The organism is Streptomyces sp. NPDC085460, from assembly GCF_044541975.1.
Taxonomy (GTDB): domain Bacteria; phylum Actinomycetota; class Actinomycetes; order Streptomycetales; family Streptomycetaceae; genus Streptomyces.
In genome coordinates, this window is the sequence record NZ_JBITTO010000014.1 from 118,405 (window position 1) to 136,397 (window position 17,993).

The window sequence follows — 17,993 nt, forward strand, 5'->3', positions numbered from 1 at the left end:
GATCAGCTGGCGAAGTGGCCGTCCTGGATGGTGGTGACGAGGGCGGTGAACGCCGTCGTGTCGAAGACGATGGCGGGGCCGCTCGGGTTCTTCGAATCGCGAACCGCGACGCCGCCCTTGGACGGCACGTCGGCGATCTCGACGCACTGGCTTTCTCCACCGCCGGAGTACGACGACTTCCGCCACTGGACTGGCCCCAGGTCGGGAGCGTGAAGGCCGGTCTTGCTAGCCACGGGCGTTTCCTTCCATATAGCTTTTGATCTTCTGCCGGGATTCCTCGGCGGGGAGGGCAGCTTCCAGGACGGCGTCGAACGCCTCCGAGAACGCTGCGACGTCCTCCGGTTCCTCCAGATGCATCCCTCCGCGTAGGTGGTCGATCATCACCAACGAGGGCCAGGGGTGCCGGAAGTCCATGATCGTCATGTTGCTGGTGAGGCCGGGATGCGGGGGTGCGTCCAGAGGCATGACGCGGATGGTGATGTTGTCGCGCTTGGAGATTTCGAGCAGGCTGCGGAGCTGGTCTCGCATCACGTCGGACGCGGTGCTCGTGCGCGGGTAGAGGGCTGACTCGTCGATCACTGTCTGCAGCACGACGGGGTTGTCCGCTCGGGTGAGGACCGACTTCCTCGCCTGCCGAACCTGGACGAAGGAGTCGGCGTTCTTGCGGACGGACTCGCTGGGGGAGCTGAAGATCGCGGCGTGCGCGTAGGCCGGCGTCTGCAGCAGGGCGTTGATGAGCTGGGGGAAGTAGGCGCGGATCGTCAGCGCGCTCGACTCCAGCGCGATCGTGTCGGCGTAGGGCCGGGGAAGGATGTCGTCGTACGCCGCCCACCACTGGCGCGGACCGCCCTCCGCTGCCTGGGCGAGCTCGGCGATGGCCTCGCTGTCCGTGACGCCGTACGCCTTGAGTAGCGTCTCGACCTCGGTGGCCTTGATCAGGTACTGCCCTGTCTCCACGCGTGAAAGACGTGTGCTCTCCCAGCCGAGGTACGCGGCGGCCTGCGCGAGGGTGACGCCCGCCTGCTTGCGGAAGAGGCGCAGCAAACCCCCAAGCCGCCGCCTCATGACCGGCGGTGTCGTCTGAGTAGTGGCCATGCGCGGAGTCTTCCACAACATTGCAACTCGCCGGAGAGGAACGAGAGTTCTAAGGCTGCGGATCGTACCCACAATATTGCGGAGAGCCCGCAAGTAGGAGCATCCTAGGCACAGGCCGGATGACCGTTCGTCAGGTTCCATCCGCGTGCATACGCACGGTCACGCCCTTTGAGCTGCCGGGTTTGAGCATGGCCCGGCAACGGCGGCCTCTGCCTCCGTCCCCCGTCGGGACAGGGGCCGCCACCTTCCGAGTCCCAGAACCTCACGACGCCGAGGCCGACATGACGACGAGCCAGAGCACAACCACTCCTCCCTCCTCCGACAGGGCCCGTCCCGGACGCGCGTTCGCCGCTGCGCACGGACCCGTCGCCCGCTGGTCCCCCGCCACCTGCGCCCTGTACGTGGAGTTGTTCTCCGCCCCGTCGATACGGCGCACCTTGCTCCACCGAGAGGCCAACCGGTGATCGGCGCGATGGCCGACGCGGCCGTATCCGCAGCCGTTGGCCTGCCCAGCTACCGCTCCAACTACCTGGCCCGCGACACGGCGCCCGGCAAGGCCCGGAGGGGAGTCGCGCTCGCTCTGAACACCTGGGGCTTGGAGCAGTTGGCCGACACGGCCGAGCTCCTGGTCTCCGAGCTGGTCACCAACGCCGTCGTCCACACGGACTCCCGCACCGTCGGAGTGGTGGTCATCCGTACCAGCGAGACCGCCGTCCGCATCATGGTGCTGGACACCGACCGGGCCGAGATGTCCTTGCCGGCCTGCCCGAGTGGTGACGAGGAGTCCGGCCGCGGCCTGTTCCTCGTCGCCACCCTGGCCGACCGGTGGGACATCGAGCGCGTCTCCACCGGCAAGCGGATCTGGTGCGAGCTCGACACCAAGAAGGTGCAGCCGTGACTGTCCCGCGTCGCGAGCGTGCCGAGCCCGCCACGCCGGACCTGCACGACCAGTGGGCCGCATCCCGGCTCGACGACGTGCTGGAGGACCTGGCCGACCTGGTTGGCGCGTTCTTCACGACCACCGAGGGATCCGAAAGCCGGGACGACCCGTCGGCGGTGAGCCCGTGAGCGGCGAGGGAGGGGGCGGGTTACACGACCCCGTCCACCACACGCCCCGCGCCTCCCGGTGGCTCCGGCATGCCCGCACCGAAGTCGGAGAAGGCATGGCTGGTCTCGTCATGATCGCGGCGAACACCATCAGCCTGGCACTGACCGGCTGGATCAGCGTCGGTGAACTCACTCCAGTGCACGCTGCGCTCGCCGCCAGTTTTCCAGGGCCTCGCCGAAGAGCAGCCGACCGCGGCGCACCCGCCCGGGTCGGCCGACGCCACGGCGGTCCCTGCACCTCACCCCGCCCTTCCGGAGCGCGGTTCCCCCGGACACGCCTGCCGCTGCGGTCCCCGGGCCAGCCCCGCGCCCTGAAAACCCGGTGACCACGCGGATGACCCGTTTCGAGCCCGCGTGGCCAGCGGTCAGTTCCCAACCTGGCCTCCCCGCGCAACCAGCGCCAGGCCGGGCCCGCCCCTTCCTGCTGAAAACCCTGGACAGGCCGAGCAGCCGGAAGGGGCACCCTCCCCGCCGGGCGCGTCGGCAGAGCCATCCGGCTTCCTGCTGGCCGCACCCGCACCGCCGCACCTCAGGTCAACCAGATCCATCCCAACGAGGGGAAACCGACCGTGACGGCCACACCCGACAGCACCGCCCCGCCCACCCACCGTCCCCGGCGCCAGCTGCCGATCGTGACGAAGCCGACCATCAACGAGGACGTCGCGGTCCTCACCTCCGGCGCCCGTACCCGGGCCGAGGAGCTGGGCTACCGGTACGCCGAGATCGAGCGCCGGCACCGGTTCCGCTACCTGTTCGAGCCGCTGCGGCTGCTCCAGCAGCAGGACACGATCCGCGCGTACGCCGCGGGGGAGGACCCGTTCCCGACGAGCGTGGAGATCGACCCGGCGAACTCCTGCAACCACCACTGCACCTTCTGCATCTACTCCACGCTGCACTCCAAGGGCCGCAGCGAGCGCATGGACACCGCCCGGCTGCTCGACCTGGTCGACGAACTCGCCGGCCTCGGCGTCACCTCCGCGCTGTACGTCGGCGGCGGCGAGCCGATGACCCACCCCGCGACCGTGGACGCGATCGAGCGCTCGGCCGGCCACGGCATGTCCGTCGGCCTGGTCACCAACGGCGCCCGCGTCTTCCCCGAGCTGGGCGAGCGGCTGAAGCAGGCCGCCACCTACGTGCGGTTCAGCTTCGACGCCGCCGACCCCGCGCTCCACGCCCGACTCCACGGCAACGACGACCACCACCGCATCGTCGCGAACCTCCGCGCGCTCGCCGCCGCGGACGGTCCGTGCACCGTGGGCACCGGCTACTTCATCAACGACGACAACGTCCACGACCTCGTCGCGTGCGGCCGGCTCGTCAAGGACGCGGGCGCCGACTACATCCAGTACAAGTCGTACTCCGGCGTCGCGATCGAGCCCGACCTCCACGAGAAGATCCTGGCCGGCCTCGGCGAGGCGCTCGACCTGGACGACGACACCTTCGACGTCCACATCGTGAAGCGGATCTTCGACAACGCCGTCCACCAGGTCCGCGGCTACACCCGCTGCCACTGGCAGCAGTTCAAGCCGGTCATCGGCGCCGACGGGAACGTCTTCCTGTGCGCGCAGAAGCGGACCCGCACCGACGCCGGCGACGGGATCGCCGGCGTCATCGGCAACATCTACGAGAACACCTTCGCCGAGATCTGGCGCGGCGAGCAGCGCCGCCGGGTCCTGGCCGAGCTGCGGCTGAAGGACTGCCCGTTCTGCGTGCACCACGACCAGAACCAGCTCCTGGAGTTCGCCACCGAGTTCGTCCCGCCGCACGGCTCCTTCTTCTAGACCTCGCGGGAGGCCGACCATGCCCGAGTTCGAGCAGATCACCACCACCGCCCAGCCCAGCCCGTACTCCTCCGCGACCAAGGCCCTGCACGCCGCCCGGGCCACGTTCCTGCCCGGCCCGCTGGAGCGCGGCGTCAAGATCCGCAGCGCGCCGTGGTCGCTGGAGATGTACGCGACGTTCGCCTGCAACACCAAGTGCGACCACTGCTACGCGAAGAACCGCAACGCCGAGTACGGCTTCGCCTCGATGCCGGTCGAGATGATGGACCGCCTCCACGACTCGATCATCAGCATGGGCGTGCGAGGCGTGCAGTACTGCGGCGGGGGAGAGCCCACCCAGTGGCGCGGCGGGAAGATCGCCGACTACATCGCCCGCCTGCCGCTGGCCACCACCCGGGCCGGCATGGCGTCGAACCTGATCAAGGGGATGCCGCTCGCCCGCCCGGACGTCCTTCGGCGGATGACGTTCATCGAGGTCGCCGTCTTCGCCTACGACGACGACACCTACGAGCAGGTTGCCCACACCCGTTCGCACACCGCGATGGAGACCGCGGCCCGCGCGATCATCGCCACCCGGGACGCCGCCGGCCTGACCACACCGAAGGTCAACGCCAAGGTCCTGATCAACGCCACGAACTACCGGTGGCTCGAGCGGATCTACGACTGGGCCGACAGCGTCGGCTTCGACAACATTCACATCCGCCTCGTCGACGACTACGAGAAGACCGGCGAGCCGTTCGTCCTCGACACCGCCCAGCGCGAGGAGTTCCGCGAGCAGCTGCTCCGCCTCGCCGACGAGCGCGGCCTGCCGGCCTGGCGCGAGCAGGCCGGGCACATCCTGGGCGAACACGCGAAGGGAGCCGACGGCGCGCACCGCTGGTGCTGGACGGTGGCCGCCGGGTTCAACTGCTGGGTGCTTGCCAACGGCGAGGTATACGCCTGCGGCCCGCAGTGGGGGCGCAGCGAGTACCTCATCGGCGACCTGCGGGAGAACAACCTTGAGGACATCTGGGGCAGCGAGCGGCACCAGCAGGTCGCCCGCCGCCTCATCTCCAACATGGCCCTGTCGGGCTGCTACCGGATGGGCTGCCGCCACATCCACCAGACCCGGGCGATCGACGCCTGGCAGACGGGCGACCTCACCGCGCCCGGCGAGCAGGAGTTCGAGAACCAGCACGCATGGTTCCTGTGATGCGGCCCGACGTCGTCATCGTCGGCGCCGGCCTGTTCGGGCTCGTGGCAGCAGACCGGCTCACCAGCCTGCTGCCCGGCGCCTGGGTCATGGTCCTCGAATCCACCGATCAGCTCGGCGGCCTGTGCGCCTCGACCGTCTGCCCGTACACCGACATCCACTACAACCCGTACGGCACGCACATCCTGGCGACCAGCGACCCGAACGTGTGGACGTACGTGGCCGGCCGGGCCCGGATGATCAGCCACCAGCGCCGGGCGTACGCCGACATCGACGGCCGGCTGGTGCCGCTGCCGCTCGGGCTGGAGGCCATCCGGCTGGGCTACGGCGACGCCACCCTCACCCCGGAGGCGGCCCGCGCCCTCGTCGAGCGGGACGCCGCCCCGCACCGCACCGGCCGCGCCCCGGCCAACGCCGAGGAGGCGGCGCTCGCCGCGCTCGGTCCGCGCCTGTACGAGACGTTCGTCCGCGGGCACATCACCAAGCAGTGGGGCACCAGCCCGGACCAGCTCGCGCCCGGAGTGTTCACCGACCGGTTCGGGATCCGCTTCACGCCCACCGCCGGCCTCCGGTCCGCGGCCCGCTGGCAGGGCTTCCCCGCCAGCGGCTGGGGAGACTTCTTCAGCCGGCTCGTCGACACCCGCGACATCACCGTCCTGCGGCGCCACGCGGCATCCGTCCGCGACCTGCCGCCGTACACCCACGCCTGCATCGTCACCACGCCGATCGACGCCTGGTTCGACCACGACCTCGGCACGCTCGCGCGCGGCCGGATCTGCGTCGACTGGCGCCTGACCGACCGGCGCACCGCCCCGGCCACCGCCACCGCCACCTACCCGGGCCCCGGCGTCCCGTACTACCGCACCCACACCCCCGAGCACCTGCCCGGCCAGCCGGCCAACCCCACCGAGAAGGTCCTCGTCGGCTACGAGCACCACGGCGACGGCCCCAACGCCATCGACTTCGTCCTGCGCACCCCCGACAACGCGGCCCTCGCCGACGCCTACCGGGCCCGCGCCCACCACGCCGACGGCTTCCTGTTCGCCGGCCGCGGCACGACGTTCCACGACGACATGGGCACCACGATCGCCGCCGCGCTGGCCCTGGCCGCCCGGCTGGCGAAGACCATCGAGAGGAGTCCCGCATGGCCCTGACCGTGGCCATCCACCAGCCGCACTACCTGCCGTACCCCGGTCTGCTGGACAAGCTCGACCAGGCGGACCTGTTCATCTGGCTCGACGACGCGGCCTTCACCCGGGGCGGCTGGCAGAACCGGAACTGGATCAAGACCCACGACGGGCGCCGCATGCTGACCGCCCCCGTCGTCCACACCGGCCGGCAGGAGCGGCTCACCGCGGCCCGGCTCGACTACACCCTGGCGTGGCAGACCAAGCACCGGGCCACGATCGAGCAGGCGTACGCCCGCGCCCCGCACCTGGACCTCTGCGACGACCTGCTCCACCTGCTCTACGCCCCGGGCACGTGGCCGACACTGGCGGACCTCAACCTCGCCTGCTCCACCGAGCTCGCCCGCATTCTCGACATCCGCACCCCCACCATCCGCTCCTCCCGCCTCCGCCCGGCCCGCGCCGCGAAGACGGCCCGCCTGGTCGAACTGTGCCGCGAGGTCGGCGCCACGACGTACCTCGCCGGCGACGGATCGCGCACCCGCTACCTCGACACCCCCCTCTTCGAGGAAGCCGGCATCACCGTCCGGTGGCAGAACTACCAGCCTCCCGCCTACCCCCAGCAGCACCCCGCGCAGGGCACGCTCGACAACCTCAGCGCCCTGGACCTGATCGCGAACCTCGGCCCCGACGCCCTGTCCGCCCTCCGCGCCGCCCGCCGCGCCCCGGCCCCGGCGGTCGCCGCGTGAACGGCTGGACGCCGCTGTGGCGGCCCCCCATCGGCAGCCCCGCCCAATCCGCCGACCTCGCCCAGCAGCTGACCCACACCGTCGCCAGCGGCCTGCTCCGCGACAGCGTCCACACCAGCCGCCTGGAGATGGAACTCGCCGGGTTCTTCGCCCGGCGGGCGATCGCGGTCGGCTCCGGCATGGACGCCCTCGAACTCGTCCTCGAAACGCTGCGCGAGCCGGGCCGCGCAGTCCACGTGCCGGCACACGCCTTCCAGGCGATCCCGGCCCTGGCCGCCCGCCTCGGCTTCACCCCCATCCCCATGGACGTCGACCCCACCACCCTCGCCCCGAGCGCCGCGGCCGCCGAGAAGGTGCCCAGCTCCGGCATCGTGATCTGGATCCACCACGGCGGCATCGTCGCCGACTACGCCGAGACCACGATCGCCGCCCTGTGGCAGCGCGGCGTCACCGTGATCGAGGACTGCGCCTACGTCCTGCCCACCGACCCGGCCGGGCCCGGCACCTGGGGCGACGCCTCGACCTGGTCGTTCGCCCCCACCAAGCCGATCTCCTCCACCGCCGGCGGCGCCGTCGTCACCGCGAACACAGCCCTGGCCCAGGAGATCCGCGACCGCCGCAAGCACAGCGGCGTCGAACACCTCTGGGAACTCGGCGACACCCTGCTGCGCAACCGCACCCTCTCCGAGACCGACGCGCTCCTGGCCACCCACCAGTTCCAGGCCCGCACCACCACCGCCACTGCCCTCGCCCGGGTCGCGGACGCCTACGCCACCACCCTGCTCGCCGAGCGCCCCGCCCTCCTGCCGCCCGGCCGGCGCCCACGGAGCACCTGGAGCCGGTTCTGCGTCGACCTCGGCGACTGCCACGACGCTCTCACCGTCCAAGACGCGCTCGCCCGCGAACAGATCGGCACCGCCGTCATGTTCGCCCGCCCCTGGACCGACTACCCCGCCCTCGCCCCGTACGACGCCGTGAGCCTGCCCGGCCTGCGCGCGCTGCTGCGCCGCACCCTCTGCCTGCCCTTCCACACCGGCATCAGCCGGGACGACACCACCCGCGTCACCAAGGTCCTGCTCGGCATCCTCAGCGAAGGAGCATCCTCATGACCACCGCCATACTGCTTGCCGCCGGCCACGGCACCCGCCTGGGCCGCGACAAGCCCACCCTCGTCCTCGCCGGCGAGACCCTCCTGCAGCGGCACATGCGCCAGGCCCGCGCCGCCGGCACCCGCCAGTTCATCATCGTCACCAACGCCAGCAACCAGGCCGCCGTGGCCGACCACGCCGCCCAGGTCGCCGACGGCACCCCGTTCCAGGTCGTCCTCCAGGACGGCCCCGACGCCCACGCCGCCGCCGCGACCGGCCTGCGCCTGCTGCCCGCCGACTGCACGAGCGCCTTCGTCTGCGGCATCACCGACATCGTCCCCGACGACGCCTACACCCTCGTCGCCAAGGCCCTGCCCCAGCACGGCATCAGCATCGCCAGCGCCGTCCTCGAGCGTACCTTCGTCGGCGGCATGCTCGGCTTCCGCCCCGGCACCACCGACCTCGAGGGCATCATCGAGCGCCCGCCCGGCGGCTGCCCGCCCGGCCGCCTGGTCAACATCTGGGTCCACCACCTCGCCGGCCACGACCTCATCTGCCGCATCCGGCGCGACACCATCGCCTTCGGCGACTACGAGACCGCCGTCAACATGGCGCTCGCCACGAACACCCCCGGCACCGCCGTCGTTCTCCCCTTCTGGGAGGCCATCAAGGACCCCGCCAGCCTGATCCGGGCGCGCGCCCTGCTCGGCGACACCACCACGGCGGCCTGACCACCCCGGTCCCCGCCCCGACGACGACAAGGAGCACCCGCGGTGACCCACACCACGACGATCCGCCTGGCCGTGACCGGCGGCGGGACCGGCGGCCACACCTACCCCGCCCTCACCACCATCAACACCATCCGCGCCACCCTCGCCGCGCGCGACACCGACCTCGACGTCACCTGGTACGGCACCCCCACCGGCCTCGAAGCCCGCGTCGCCGCCGACAACGGCATCCGCTTTCGCACCATCGCCACCGGCAAGGTCCGACGCTCCCTCAACCCCAAGGCCCTCGCCCACACGACCGTCGACCTGGCCAAGGTCCCCGCCGGCCTCGGCCAAGCCGTCGCCGAGCTCCGCCGCTTCCGCCCCCACGTCGTCCTGTCCACCGGCGGCTACGTCGCCGTCCCCCTCGGCCTGGCCGCCCGCCTCGCCGGCGCCCCGCTCGTCATGCACGAGCAGATCACCACCCTCGGCCTGGCCAACCGCATCCTCGCCCGCGGCGCCACCGCCATCGCCCTCAGCCACGCCACCTCGCTCGACGCCCTGCCGCCTGCGGCCCGGCACCGCGCCGTCGTCACCGGCAACCCCGTACGCCCCGCCCTCTTCGACGGCGACCCAGCCGCCGCGCACCGCGCCCACCACCTCGACCCGGACACCCCGCTCGTCTACGTCACCGGCGGCGCGCAGGGCTCCGTCCAGATCAACCGGCTGATCACCGACAACCTCCCTTACCTGCTGCCGCACTGCCAGATCCTCCACCAGTGCGGCGCGGCCAACTACGAGCAGCTCAAGCAGAAGACCGCCGGCCTCGCCCCCGAGCACGCACGGCGCTACCGGCTCGTCCCCTACGTCAGCGACGGCCTGGCCGACATCCTCGCCGCCACCGACATCGCCATCTCCCGATCCGGCGCCGGAACCCTCGCCGAACTCACCGCCATCGGCAAACCGTCCATCCTCATCCCCCTCATCCCCACCGCCGGCCAGGAACAGCTCCGCAACGCCCAGACCCTCCAGACCGCCGGCGCCGCCCTCTGCCTCGACCACGCCACCGCCACCCCCGACGGACTGCGCGACGCACTGCTCCCGCTCCTGAAAGATCCCGCCCGCCGAGAGAGCATGGCCCGCTCGGCCCGCGCCGCAGGCCAGCCCGACGCCGCGCAACGCCTCGCTGACCTCGTCGTTACGACAGCCCTACGGTCGACGCGCTAGCCTCACGGCAGACCCAGCCGTGAACGTGGCCCCTGCGGGTTCCCGCAGGGGCCACGAGCGTTAAGCCGAAAGGCCGACATGCCCACGAAGTTCCTCCCGCGCGAGGAGTGGCTCGCCACCCTCACCCGCGCTTACACCGGCACCGCGGTCCTCGTCACCGACGAACTCGACCGCGTCCTCATCGTCAAGCCCCAGTACCGCGACGCCTGGCAGTTCCCCGGCGGCACCGTCGACCAGGGCGAGGACCCCGAAACCTGCGCCCGCCGGGAGCTGAAGGAGGAGACCCGCCTCGACCGGCCGATGCACGGCATCCTCGTCGTCACCTGGTCCCCGCCCGGCGAACGCCTCGACGCCCCCGCCATCAACCTCGTGTTCGACGCCGGCACCGTCCCCGTCGACACCCCGGTCGAGCTGCCCGACGACAACGAACTCGCGGCGTACCGCTGGGCCCGCACCGACGAAGCCGACGAACTCCTCCTGCCGTCTGCCGCCACCCGGATGCACGCCGCTCTTGAGGCCCGCAAGACCGGCATCGTCAAGCTCCTCGCCAGCGGCGACGACTGCTGACGGACAACTCCTCCATCGTGAGGTGCTCCGAGCACCTCACCGACTGCGGCGTGGAATCCCTCGAATGGATGGCTGTCGATTGGGGCTACGCCCGGCATGACGAACTCGACCAAGACCCGGCCCGCCTCGGTGTCGCCCCGTAGGCCGATGCCCTCATCAGGGCGGTTGTCGCCCACGGCGCGTTCGAGCTCGTCATCTCATCCCTGCTGCACGCGTGCTTCGAGGATCCGGAGATGGTCGATGAGGTCTTCATGGGCGAGGACCGGGCTGTGGACATGCGGTAGGGGCTCGACCGCGAACGGATCCGGCTCCGTCGCATTGCGGAGAATGAGGCACGCTGACTCCGGGAGGAAGCAGCTCGTGTTCGGCGTGTGGGGGAGACCTGGAGACCTTCACGGCACGCCGCCCATCCTGCGCGTTCCGCCGCAGTTCTGCTCAAAGGACTGCGAGCCCGCGCCCTCTCCATCCGGCCAAGACCTCGTTCTTCCCTGGTGAACCGGCAGCATCGGCGCTATCCCGCGTCAGCAGCCGCGTCGAGGGCCCGGCGGAGCTGGTCGACGCCGGGTGCTCCGGCCGGGCCGTCGGAGGTGCGGTAGATCCGGCAGACGAGCGACGGGACTGCACCGGTTTCGGCGAACAGGTCGTGACCGTCGATCAGTATCGTCGGGGGTCGATGAACCTGGACCGTACGGCCTCGGCCTGATCGCCGACCACGCGGGTAGCGATGCTGACGGAATCCAGCCCGGCGGCGTCCAGCGCCTGCCGCAGCCGCTCCTCCGTGAGCTGCTGCCGGGGACATCGGCAACAACCAGGATCTCGACCTCCATCTCTTCGGGATCGCGTGCGCCGGCGCGCCATACGGACCGAAGTGCCCGCTCCGCCCCGGCCCCGTACCGAGCTGCGTCGCCCCGCCCTTTGTACGGTGCGGTCCAGGGACCAACTGCTGTCGCCTCCGTTCCGGACCCGACATCTTCGGTCACGCCACGGGCCCCGGGGAATCAGCCATGACGTCCCCGGGGCCCGGCTCGGAGGGCGCACCGTCCAACTCCCCCGCGCCCCCGCCGGGTACGCGTGAACGGCTCGCAAGGAGAACTGCTGCCAGGCGAGCTGCCCAGCCGTCAATCGACATGTTCACCGAGCTGGTCCAGGCCCAGGCCGACACCACCGGCGGGCAGCGGGACAGTCCGGATGCGGCGGTGTTTTCGTGGAATGCCCCCCTGGCCCAGCTACTCAGCGGGAGGATTGATCTACACCAGGTAGTGGGAGGGAAGCGGATGCTGAAGATTCTGCTGGAGCAGTGGAAGGCGAACCAAGAGCAGAAGCGAGCGATCGCCGGGGAGAAGTGGGAGCAAGAGAAGCGCTGGAGGGAGGAGGACCGGAACACGGCTCGTGAGAAGGAAGCCGCTGCTCGGGAGAGGCAGGCCGCGGAAAGCCAGAAGAAGGCAGAGGAAGCCGCGCAGCAGGAAGAGACGTACAAGTTCCTGTACAAGCACCATCTGCAAGTCCTCAGGAAGGCCGCCACGGTGTCCTACGTGTCGCTGAACTGCCACGAGGACACCTGGACATTCCTCGCGCGCAGGACCTTCGGCACATGGTCCCCGGAGTGGCTAACGAGCGTCTCGCAGGGCTCGGAACAGACCGGGATCACCGGGCCCAAGGGGAAGGTGGGGTTCATCAAGGACCCCAACCTGGTGCCCGGCCGCATCACCAAACACACGAACGGGATGCAGACCGTCGAAGTCTCGGGTGCCAATCTGGTGGCCATCCTGGAGAGCCTCTGGGAGGGGGCCTACGGCCGGAACATCTACAAGGCACTCACGGACGTCGATCCGAGCCGCCGCGCCTGCGGACCGCTGCACACGCGCTTCAGCGACTGGCTGGACAGCCTGGAGGCGGCCTCGGCAAGCGCACCGGGCCACACTCTCGTCCTCGACGAGCGAATCGAATCCGCGGTCTGATCCCCACTCCGGGCCCCGCAGTGGGGCCCGGAGCCTCATGGAGGTGGGGCAGGGGGCATCGGCTCTTCGTCCCTTTCCTGATCCGGATCACACCACTGAGTAGCGGCGGATCAGCAGATGCAGCGGGTCGTGGGGACCGGCACCGCCACCGACACCGCCCGCTACCGTCTCACCCTCGCCCGCCACCTCGGCGTCCCGGTCAACGCGGTACAAGGACACGTGATCGGCGAACACGGCGACGCCGCCGTCATCTGCGCCTCCACCACCACCGTCCACGGCCGGCCCGCCACCGTCCCGCTCCAGCAGGTGCGCGACGAACTCGCCGCCCGGCCCCGCCGGATCAGCCAGGGCATCGGCCCCACCCGCCTCGGACCCGCCGGCGCCGTCATGCACGCCCTCACCCACACCCTCGGCATCACCAGCAGCGTGACCGAGGTGTCCGTACGCCAGGAGGCGGGCGTCTGGCTCGGCATGCCCGTCCGGTACACCGCCGGATCCCCGACGCCGTGACCACCCCCGCTCGACGACTCCGAGACCGCCCAGCGGGACGCGGCCGCGTAGAAGCTCCACCACGCATACACCCGACTCACGCAGGAGATCTGACCGCATGAGCGCAGTACGCATCATCACCGCCGACGGCCAGTCCGTCACGGTCACCAGCACGACCGACACCGTCCCCGACTGGGCCACCCGCTACCTCGGCGGATGGTGGACCGCCGAGCCGACCACCGACCTCGACGGCCCCACCGTCTCCGCCGACACCGACGAGACCGAACTCCTCGCCCTGGCCGACGTCGTCGAGAACAGCGACCCCGAGACGATCGAGTACGCCGGCAGCACCCTCCTCGTCACCCGCGACGGCGACATGGTCACCGCCGTCCAGGAAGACCGCGCGCTGGCCTACCGCTGGGACGCCGAGTGGAAGGTGCTGCGGATCGTCGGCACCGACGAGACCACCCTCGCCGCAGCCGCAGCACGCCTGGCCCGCGAGCTCGTACGCGCCCGGCTCCTCGCCGACGGCTGGGCCATCCTCCACGCCTCCGCCGTGACCGACTCCGAGGGCTCCACGATCCTCACGCTCGGCGACAAGGGCGCCGGCAAGACCACCACCGCCATCACCCTGGCCCGCGCAGGATGGCGGCTCCTCGCCAACGACCGCGTCTTCGCCCGCGTGGACGACGACGGGATCGTGCGGGTCCTGCCGTGGCCGTCGGCCGCCGCCTTCGGCTTCGGACTCCTCGACGCCCTCGACCTGTACGACACCGTCCGCACCCGCCTCGCCTCCGGCGAGCAGATGCACCCCACCCAGCACCAGACCGTCACCGACGCCCTCCTCGAAGGCCGTCGCACCCCGCTGTGGAAGGCATCCGGCAAGGAGCTCAAGCCCCAGTTCTGGCCCGACCAGCTCACGAGCTGGCTCTCCATGCCGCTCGCCACCCAGGGCCACGTCACCGGGATCCTCTTCCCGCAGATCAGCCCCGGCGCCCCGGCCCGACTCACGGACGGCACCCGCGGCGTCCAGGACGCCGACTTCTTCACCGCCGCGACGGAGGACCGCTACCCCGACATCTTCGGCCTGCTGCCCGACCCCGCCGACTCCACCACCCTCCGGGCACACCTCGACGCCCTGAACCACCAGGGGCTCGTGATGGGACACGACGCCGCCGAGAACGCACTCACCCTCAAGGCCGCCACTGCCCGCATGGCCACCTGACCCCCTGACCCGGACGGTCCGGACTCCGCGCACCTGCCCCAGATGCCCCTCCTCGCCCCAGCCGCGCGAGGAGGGGCATCACGCATTGAGCGGACGTCAACCGGCCGGGCCGATTGATCGTTTCGCCGGTGAATCCACCACCCGGATGACGGACCGCGCCCGCCCCCTTCCACACGTTCCAAGCCGCGGTAGGGCAGGCTCTGCGCACGTGATCAAGAACCTCGCGCGCCGCAGCGCCGTACTCCTCCTCGCCCTCACCCCTCTCACCGTCACCACCCCGGCCCTGGCCGCCCAGCCCGCCGCAGCCGCGCCGGCGGTGGCCGCGACGGTCCTGCCGCTCGCCGACGCCGTCGACCAGCTCCCGGTCGCGATCGAGGACCGCACCGGATACACCAGGGACGCCTTCAAGCACTGGAACAAGGGGCTGAACGCCACTGACGGTTGCCACACCCGTAACGAGGTCCTGCTCTCCGAGGCGATCGAGTCTCCACTGGTCGGCGAGCGCTGCAAGCTCACGGGAGGCAAGTGGTTCAGCTACTACGACGGCCGAACCCTGACGGACACCGCCGATGTCGACATTGACCACGTCGTTCCCCTGGCGGAATCGTGGGACTCCGGTGCGAGCGCCTGGACCCCGGCGCGCAGGGAGGCGTACGCGAACGACCAGGACGCCGCCACCTCGCTCGTCGCGGTCACCGACCGCGTCAACCAGGCGAAGGCCGACCGCGACCCCGCGGAGTGGATGCCGCCGCTGCCCGATGTCCACTGCCGCTACGTGGGGGAGTGGACCGCCACGAAGCTGCGCTGGGGCCTGTCGGCAGACCAGGCGGAAGCCGACGCGCTGAAGGTGTACGCGGAGGCGTGCGAGACCACCGTCGTGCACTACACCCCGGCACCGTAGCTCCCCGTACACCTGCCGCGCGCCGGTCCCCCGCTCGGGGGGATTCGGGGGGCCGGCGCCGGCCGGGGCGGGGCGGCGGTCCTGTACGCCGTCCCACCGCGACCGTACGGGCGCCAGGAACCCGGCGCAGGTTCTGATGGGCCGCCAGACGCTACGTTTCACCCTGACGGCTTGGCGTCTGGATCGCTGTACGGACCGGCCTGCGGTGGCGCGCAGGTCACGAAGACAGCCAGAGCGAACCCGGTCCGCGCGCTACGCCAGGGCCTGACCGAGGTGGTCGCGCGGTCGGCCGGTGAGCCGCCGGTGGAGGTCTTCGGCCCGAGAGCGGACGAGCCCCAGCCGGTAGCCGGCGGGGAGCCGGTCGAGCACCCCGCCCGCCATCTCGGCCGCTGCGGCCGGGTCGCCGTCGGCGTTCAGACAGGCAGCGGTATCGAGGGCAAGCAGTGCCCGGGTCATCACGGACGGAGAGTCCGTCAGGGCAAGCGCGGCATCCTGCGCCCGGTACGCAGCCCGGGTGTCGTCAAGGAGCAGGTACGCCTGCGACAGATGGACGTGGTGCTTCTGCCCGGGGTAACCGAACCACGTATCGGCGACGTCGGGGCCATCCAGCCGCTCGACCATGTCGCGGACGCCGTCCACGGCCTGGCGGGCGTTGGCCTTGTCGCCGAGAGCGGCGAGCGCACGGGCCGAGACGGCGGTGGCCAACGCTGCCGCCGCGCTCGGGGAGTCACCGGCCTCGCGGCGGGCACGCTCGGCGAGGCGCGCCGCCTGTCCGGCGGCGCCGTAGTTGAGCGGGACCATCGCATGCCGGGCCAGGACCCAGGCCGTCATCCGCCGGTCTCCCGACTCCCGGGCGGCCCGGGCGGCGGTGGCGAACCATCGGTGAGCGTCGACCTGGTCGCCACGGTCGTGCTGGACGATGGCGACCAGCCCGGCGATCCCGGCCGCCGTACGGGCCAGCTCCGCCCGGTCCCGCGCGGGATGCGGTCTGTTCAGGACTTCGCCCAACAGGTCGAGGTCCTGGCGCATCTCGGCGAGCACCGACTCCGGGGCACGGCCGCGGTAGCCGCCCCGGTGACGCTCGAACGCCGCCGCCAGATACGCCAGATCCCCGCTCCCGCGGCCCGCCAGCCTACCGTCGATACCTTCCCTGGCCTGCGCGGTACCGGGCAGAGCCGACAGCCCCGCCGCCGTCGCCACCACTCCGATGAACCGCCGCCTGTCCACGTTCGTCCCCTCCTCGCTCTGCTCCCGCCGGTGCCGCCGGGAAGCGGCCACCGCCCAACGCACGTCCACCAGCGTGATGCCGTAGGCGCTGGCGATCGTCTCGTGCCAGAACGACGCCGGCAGCCGCCGCTCCGTCTCCCACCGCTTGAGGTTCTCCGGGTCGAAGAACCGCCCGCACTGTGCCGCTTCCATCCGCAGTGCCTGTTCCTCGCGGGTCAGACCCGCATCCTCGCGGAGGGTGCGCAGTAACGCGCCAATCCCGTACGGGAACATCGTGACCGCCCCCTTGCCGTGACGTCGGAGCGTGAGACCCAACGGCCCCCCGCTGTGGCACCCCGCCGGTCCCAACGCACCCCCGCCCGGCCCCTCTCCGGTGGTGTTCCCGCCCCCTTCAATGGTCGAACGCCACCCGGCCAGCCAGCCGACCCCGCAGGGGACGCTCCAGCCGGCCGCATGGCGCTGCTGGCTCAGTCCCGTCGAGAGGAGCACGACCATGACCGTGACGGCCCCCGAACCGACCAGGCAGCAGACCCCCACCTACCGCGACCCGCGCGACTTCGTGAAACCCGAAGTCTGGGACCGCGAGATCGCCCTTACCCCAGCGCACTCGGCACCCTGCTCGTCACCGCCACTGTGTGAGCCCGGCACGCTCCCGCTGCAGGCACGCCGTAGGTCACACGGCAATAGCGAAGATCCACAGGTGCGGATCGGGACCGGGCAGAACACGTAGTGGACGATCGCGGCGCGGGTGCTGATGACGCGTACGGATTCGTCCATTTTGTATTTGTCGGCCTGCGGCCAGTACCAGGGGTCCTCACAGGCCCGGACGATGGCCTGCTGGAGCTCTTCCCGCTCGGCCGCCGGCAGGGAGCGGATGGTCTGACCGACGGACGACGCGAACCGTGCGGGCATCGCGGTCACGGACCGAAGACCTCCGCCATAGACATTGCGCCGTCCTCGGACCGGCCGCCATCCACGAACTGCTTGTAGGCCCCGCGCGCCAGCTCCAGCGCACGCTCCTCACGATCAGGCGCTCCTGGCATCTCGGCCGCGCGCAACACCCGCTCCACATACTCCTGGACGGGCAGCCCGTACCGGCGAGCGGACTCGACCACCTGGTCCGCCAGGCGGTCCTCAATGGACAGCGTCAACTCGGTCATGCGTCGAGAGTAGCGACCCCGCTGTGGGCCCGGCAGAGAACCAGCCCAACCGCCAGCTGCGCCTCTCGCGAGCACAGGCCCTGCGTCACTTTCCCCGCTGGCCGCGCTGTCGAGGGAGGCGGTTCAGCGTGGGAAGGTTCTCGAAGGTCTCAGTCGATACCGGTCCGCCAGGAGGGCCGGGTTCTCCTCCGACTCGACGCAGTATCCGCTCTGACGGGTCATGGCTTCGAGCGAGTGCACGTCGCACCGCGCCAGATGCTCGGTGCACACGACGATCTGGAAGTCGACCGGCCGATCGCCGCAACCAGGCCGCTGGCAAAGGCTCTCCACACCCGACCGTCCCGGGCAACGTCGTCTTCACCGTGGCCGGCCCCACCCGCAGCCCGGCTGTCA

General features: G+C 71.1%; 18 protein-coding genes. 14 read left to right on the plus strand and 4 right to left on the minus strand.

Annotated elements, in window-relative coordinates; translation table 11 throughout:
• Nucleotides 1–2: 2 nt before the first annotated feature.
• Together ACIGHB_RS30130 and ACIGHB_RS30135 are read right to left on the minus strand one after the other, a co-directional pair.
• Complete coding sequence (locus tag ACIGHB_RS30130; RefSeq protein ID WP_399917438.1) at nucleotides 3–233, minus strand: DUF397 domain-containing protein; 231 nt, start codon at nucleotides 231–233, stop codon at nucleotides 3–5.
• Nucleotides 226–1,095: a helix-turn-helix domain-containing protein gene (locus tag ACIGHB_RS30135; RefSeq protein WP_399917440.1), complete on the minus strand. Its 870-nt coding sequence runs from the start codon at nucleotides 1,093–1,095 to the stop codon at nucleotides 226–228. The genes ACIGHB_RS30130 and ACIGHB_RS30135 overlap by 8 nt, the downstream gene beginning before the upstream one ends.
• Nucleotides 1,096–1,555: 460 nt before the next feature.
• Between ACIGHB_RS30135 and ACIGHB_RS30140 the strand changes: the two genes are divergently transcribed.
• The 14 genes from ACIGHB_RS30140 (at nucleotide 1,556) to ACIGHB_RS30205 (ending at nucleotide 15,213) form a co-directional block, all read left to right on the plus strand.
• Complete coding sequence (locus ACIGHB_RS30140; protein ID WP_399917442.1) at nucleotides 1,556–1,993, plus strand: ATP-binding protein; 438 nt, start codon at nucleotides 1,556–1,558, stop codon at nucleotides 1,991–1,993.
• Nucleotides 1,990–2,163: a hypothetical protein gene (locus tag ACIGHB_RS30145; protein ID WP_399917444.1), complete on the plus strand. Its 174-nt coding sequence runs from the start codon at nucleotides 1,990–1,992 to the stop codon at nucleotides 2,161–2,163. Before ACIGHB_RS30140 ends, ACIGHB_RS30145 begins: the two co-directional genes overlap by 4 nt.
• A gap of 608 nt (nucleotides 2,164–2,771) precedes the next feature.
• Entirely contained in the window at nucleotides 2,772–3,983 is a 1,212-nt protein-coding gene (locus tag ACIGHB_RS30150) for a radical SAM protein (RefSeq protein ID WP_399917446.1), read from the plus strand.
• 19 nt (nucleotides 3,984–4,002) lie between these two features.
• Complete coding sequence (locus ACIGHB_RS30155; RefSeq protein WP_399917448.1) at nucleotides 4,003–5,175, plus strand: SPASM domain-containing protein; 1,173 nt, start codon at nucleotides 4,003–4,005, stop codon at nucleotides 5,173–5,175.
• Nucleotides 5,175–6,329, plus strand: coding sequence for a UDP-galactopyranose mutase (locus ACIGHB_RS30160; protein ID WP_399917450.1), 1,155 nt, complete (start codon nucleotides 5,175–5,177; stop codon nucleotides 6,327–6,329). Before ACIGHB_RS30155 ends, ACIGHB_RS30160 begins: the two co-directional genes overlap by 1 nt.
• Nucleotides 6,320–7,051, plus strand: coding sequence for a WbqC family protein (locus ACIGHB_RS30165; protein WP_399917452.1), 732 nt, complete (start codon nucleotides 6,320–6,322; stop codon nucleotides 7,049–7,051). The genes ACIGHB_RS30160 and ACIGHB_RS30165 overlap by 10 nt, the downstream gene beginning before the upstream one ends.
• A complete protein-coding gene (locus tag ACIGHB_RS30170) occupies nucleotides 7,048–8,160 on the plus strand; it encodes a DegT/DnrJ/EryC1/StrS family aminotransferase (protein ID WP_399917454.1) in 1,113 nt (370 codons plus the stop codon). Before ACIGHB_RS30165 ends, ACIGHB_RS30170 begins: the two co-directional genes overlap by 4 nt.
• Nucleotides 8,157–8,870 (plus strand): NTP transferase domain-containing protein, encoded by a 714-nt coding sequence (locus ACIGHB_RS30175; protein ID WP_399917456.1) that lies wholly within the window; start codon nucleotides 8,157–8,159, stop codon nucleotides 8,868–8,870. Before ACIGHB_RS30170 ends, ACIGHB_RS30175 begins: the two co-directional genes overlap by 4 nt.
• Before the next feature lie 42 nt (nucleotides 8,871–8,912).
• On the plus strand, nucleotides 8,913–10,073 hold the full coding sequence (locus tag ACIGHB_RS30180; RefSeq protein ID WP_399917459.1) for a UDP-N-acetylglucosamine--N-acetylmuramyl-(pentapeptide) pyrophosphoryl-undecaprenol N-acetylglucosamine transferase: 1,161 nt from the start codon (nucleotides 8,913–8,915) through the stop codon (nucleotides 10,071–10,073).
• A 78-nt stretch (nucleotides 10,074–10,151) separates the two neighbouring features.
• Nucleotides 10,152–10,640: an NUDIX domain-containing protein gene (locus tag ACIGHB_RS30185; protein WP_399917461.1), complete on the plus strand. Its 489-nt coding sequence runs from the start codon at nucleotides 10,152–10,154 to the stop codon at nucleotides 10,638–10,640.
• A 1,127-nt stretch (nucleotides 10,641–11,767) separates the two neighbouring features.
• Complete coding sequence (locus ACIGHB_RS30190) at nucleotides 11,768–12,598, plus strand: hypothetical protein (RefSeq protein ID WP_399917463.1); 831 nt, start codon at nucleotides 11,768–11,770, stop codon at nucleotides 12,596–12,598.
• Nucleotides 12,599–12,715: 117 nt separating this feature from the next.
• Nucleotides 12,716–13,108, plus strand: a complete 393-nt coding sequence (locus ACIGHB_RS30195) for a hypothetical protein (RefSeq protein WP_399917465.1) — start codon at nucleotides 12,716–12,718, stop codon at nucleotides 13,106–13,108.
• A 97-nt stretch (nucleotides 13,109–13,205) separates the two neighbouring features.
• On the plus strand, nucleotides 13,206–14,312 hold the full coding sequence (locus ACIGHB_RS30200) for a hypothetical protein (RefSeq protein ID WP_399917467.1): 1,107 nt from the start codon (nucleotides 13,206–13,208) through the stop codon (nucleotides 14,310–14,312).
• Nucleotides 14,313–14,520: 208 nt separating this feature from the next.
• Entirely contained in the window at nucleotides 14,521–15,213 is a 693-nt protein-coding gene (locus tag ACIGHB_RS30205; RefSeq protein ID WP_399917469.1) for an HNH endonuclease family protein, read from the plus strand.
• A 252-nt stretch (nucleotides 15,214–15,465) separates the two neighbouring features.
• Here ACIGHB_RS30205 and ACIGHB_RS30210 read toward each other — a convergent pair whose 3' ends face one another.
• Together ACIGHB_RS30210 and ACIGHB_RS30215 are read right to left on the minus strand one after the other, a co-directional pair.
• Nucleotides 15,466–16,713, minus strand: a complete 1,248-nt coding sequence (locus tag ACIGHB_RS30210) for a helix-turn-helix domain-containing protein (RefSeq protein ID WP_399917471.1) — start codon at nucleotides 16,711–16,713, stop codon at nucleotides 15,466–15,468.
• 644 nt (nucleotides 16,714–17,357) lie between these two features.
• Nucleotides 17,358–17,600 carry a hypothetical protein gene (locus ACIGHB_RS30215; protein WP_399917473.1) on the minus strand — a complete coding sequence of 81 codons (243 nt, stop codon included), beginning with the start codon at nucleotides 17,598–17,600 and terminating at the stop codon, nucleotides 17,358–17,360.
• Nucleotides 17,601–17,993: the final 393 nt, after the last annotated feature.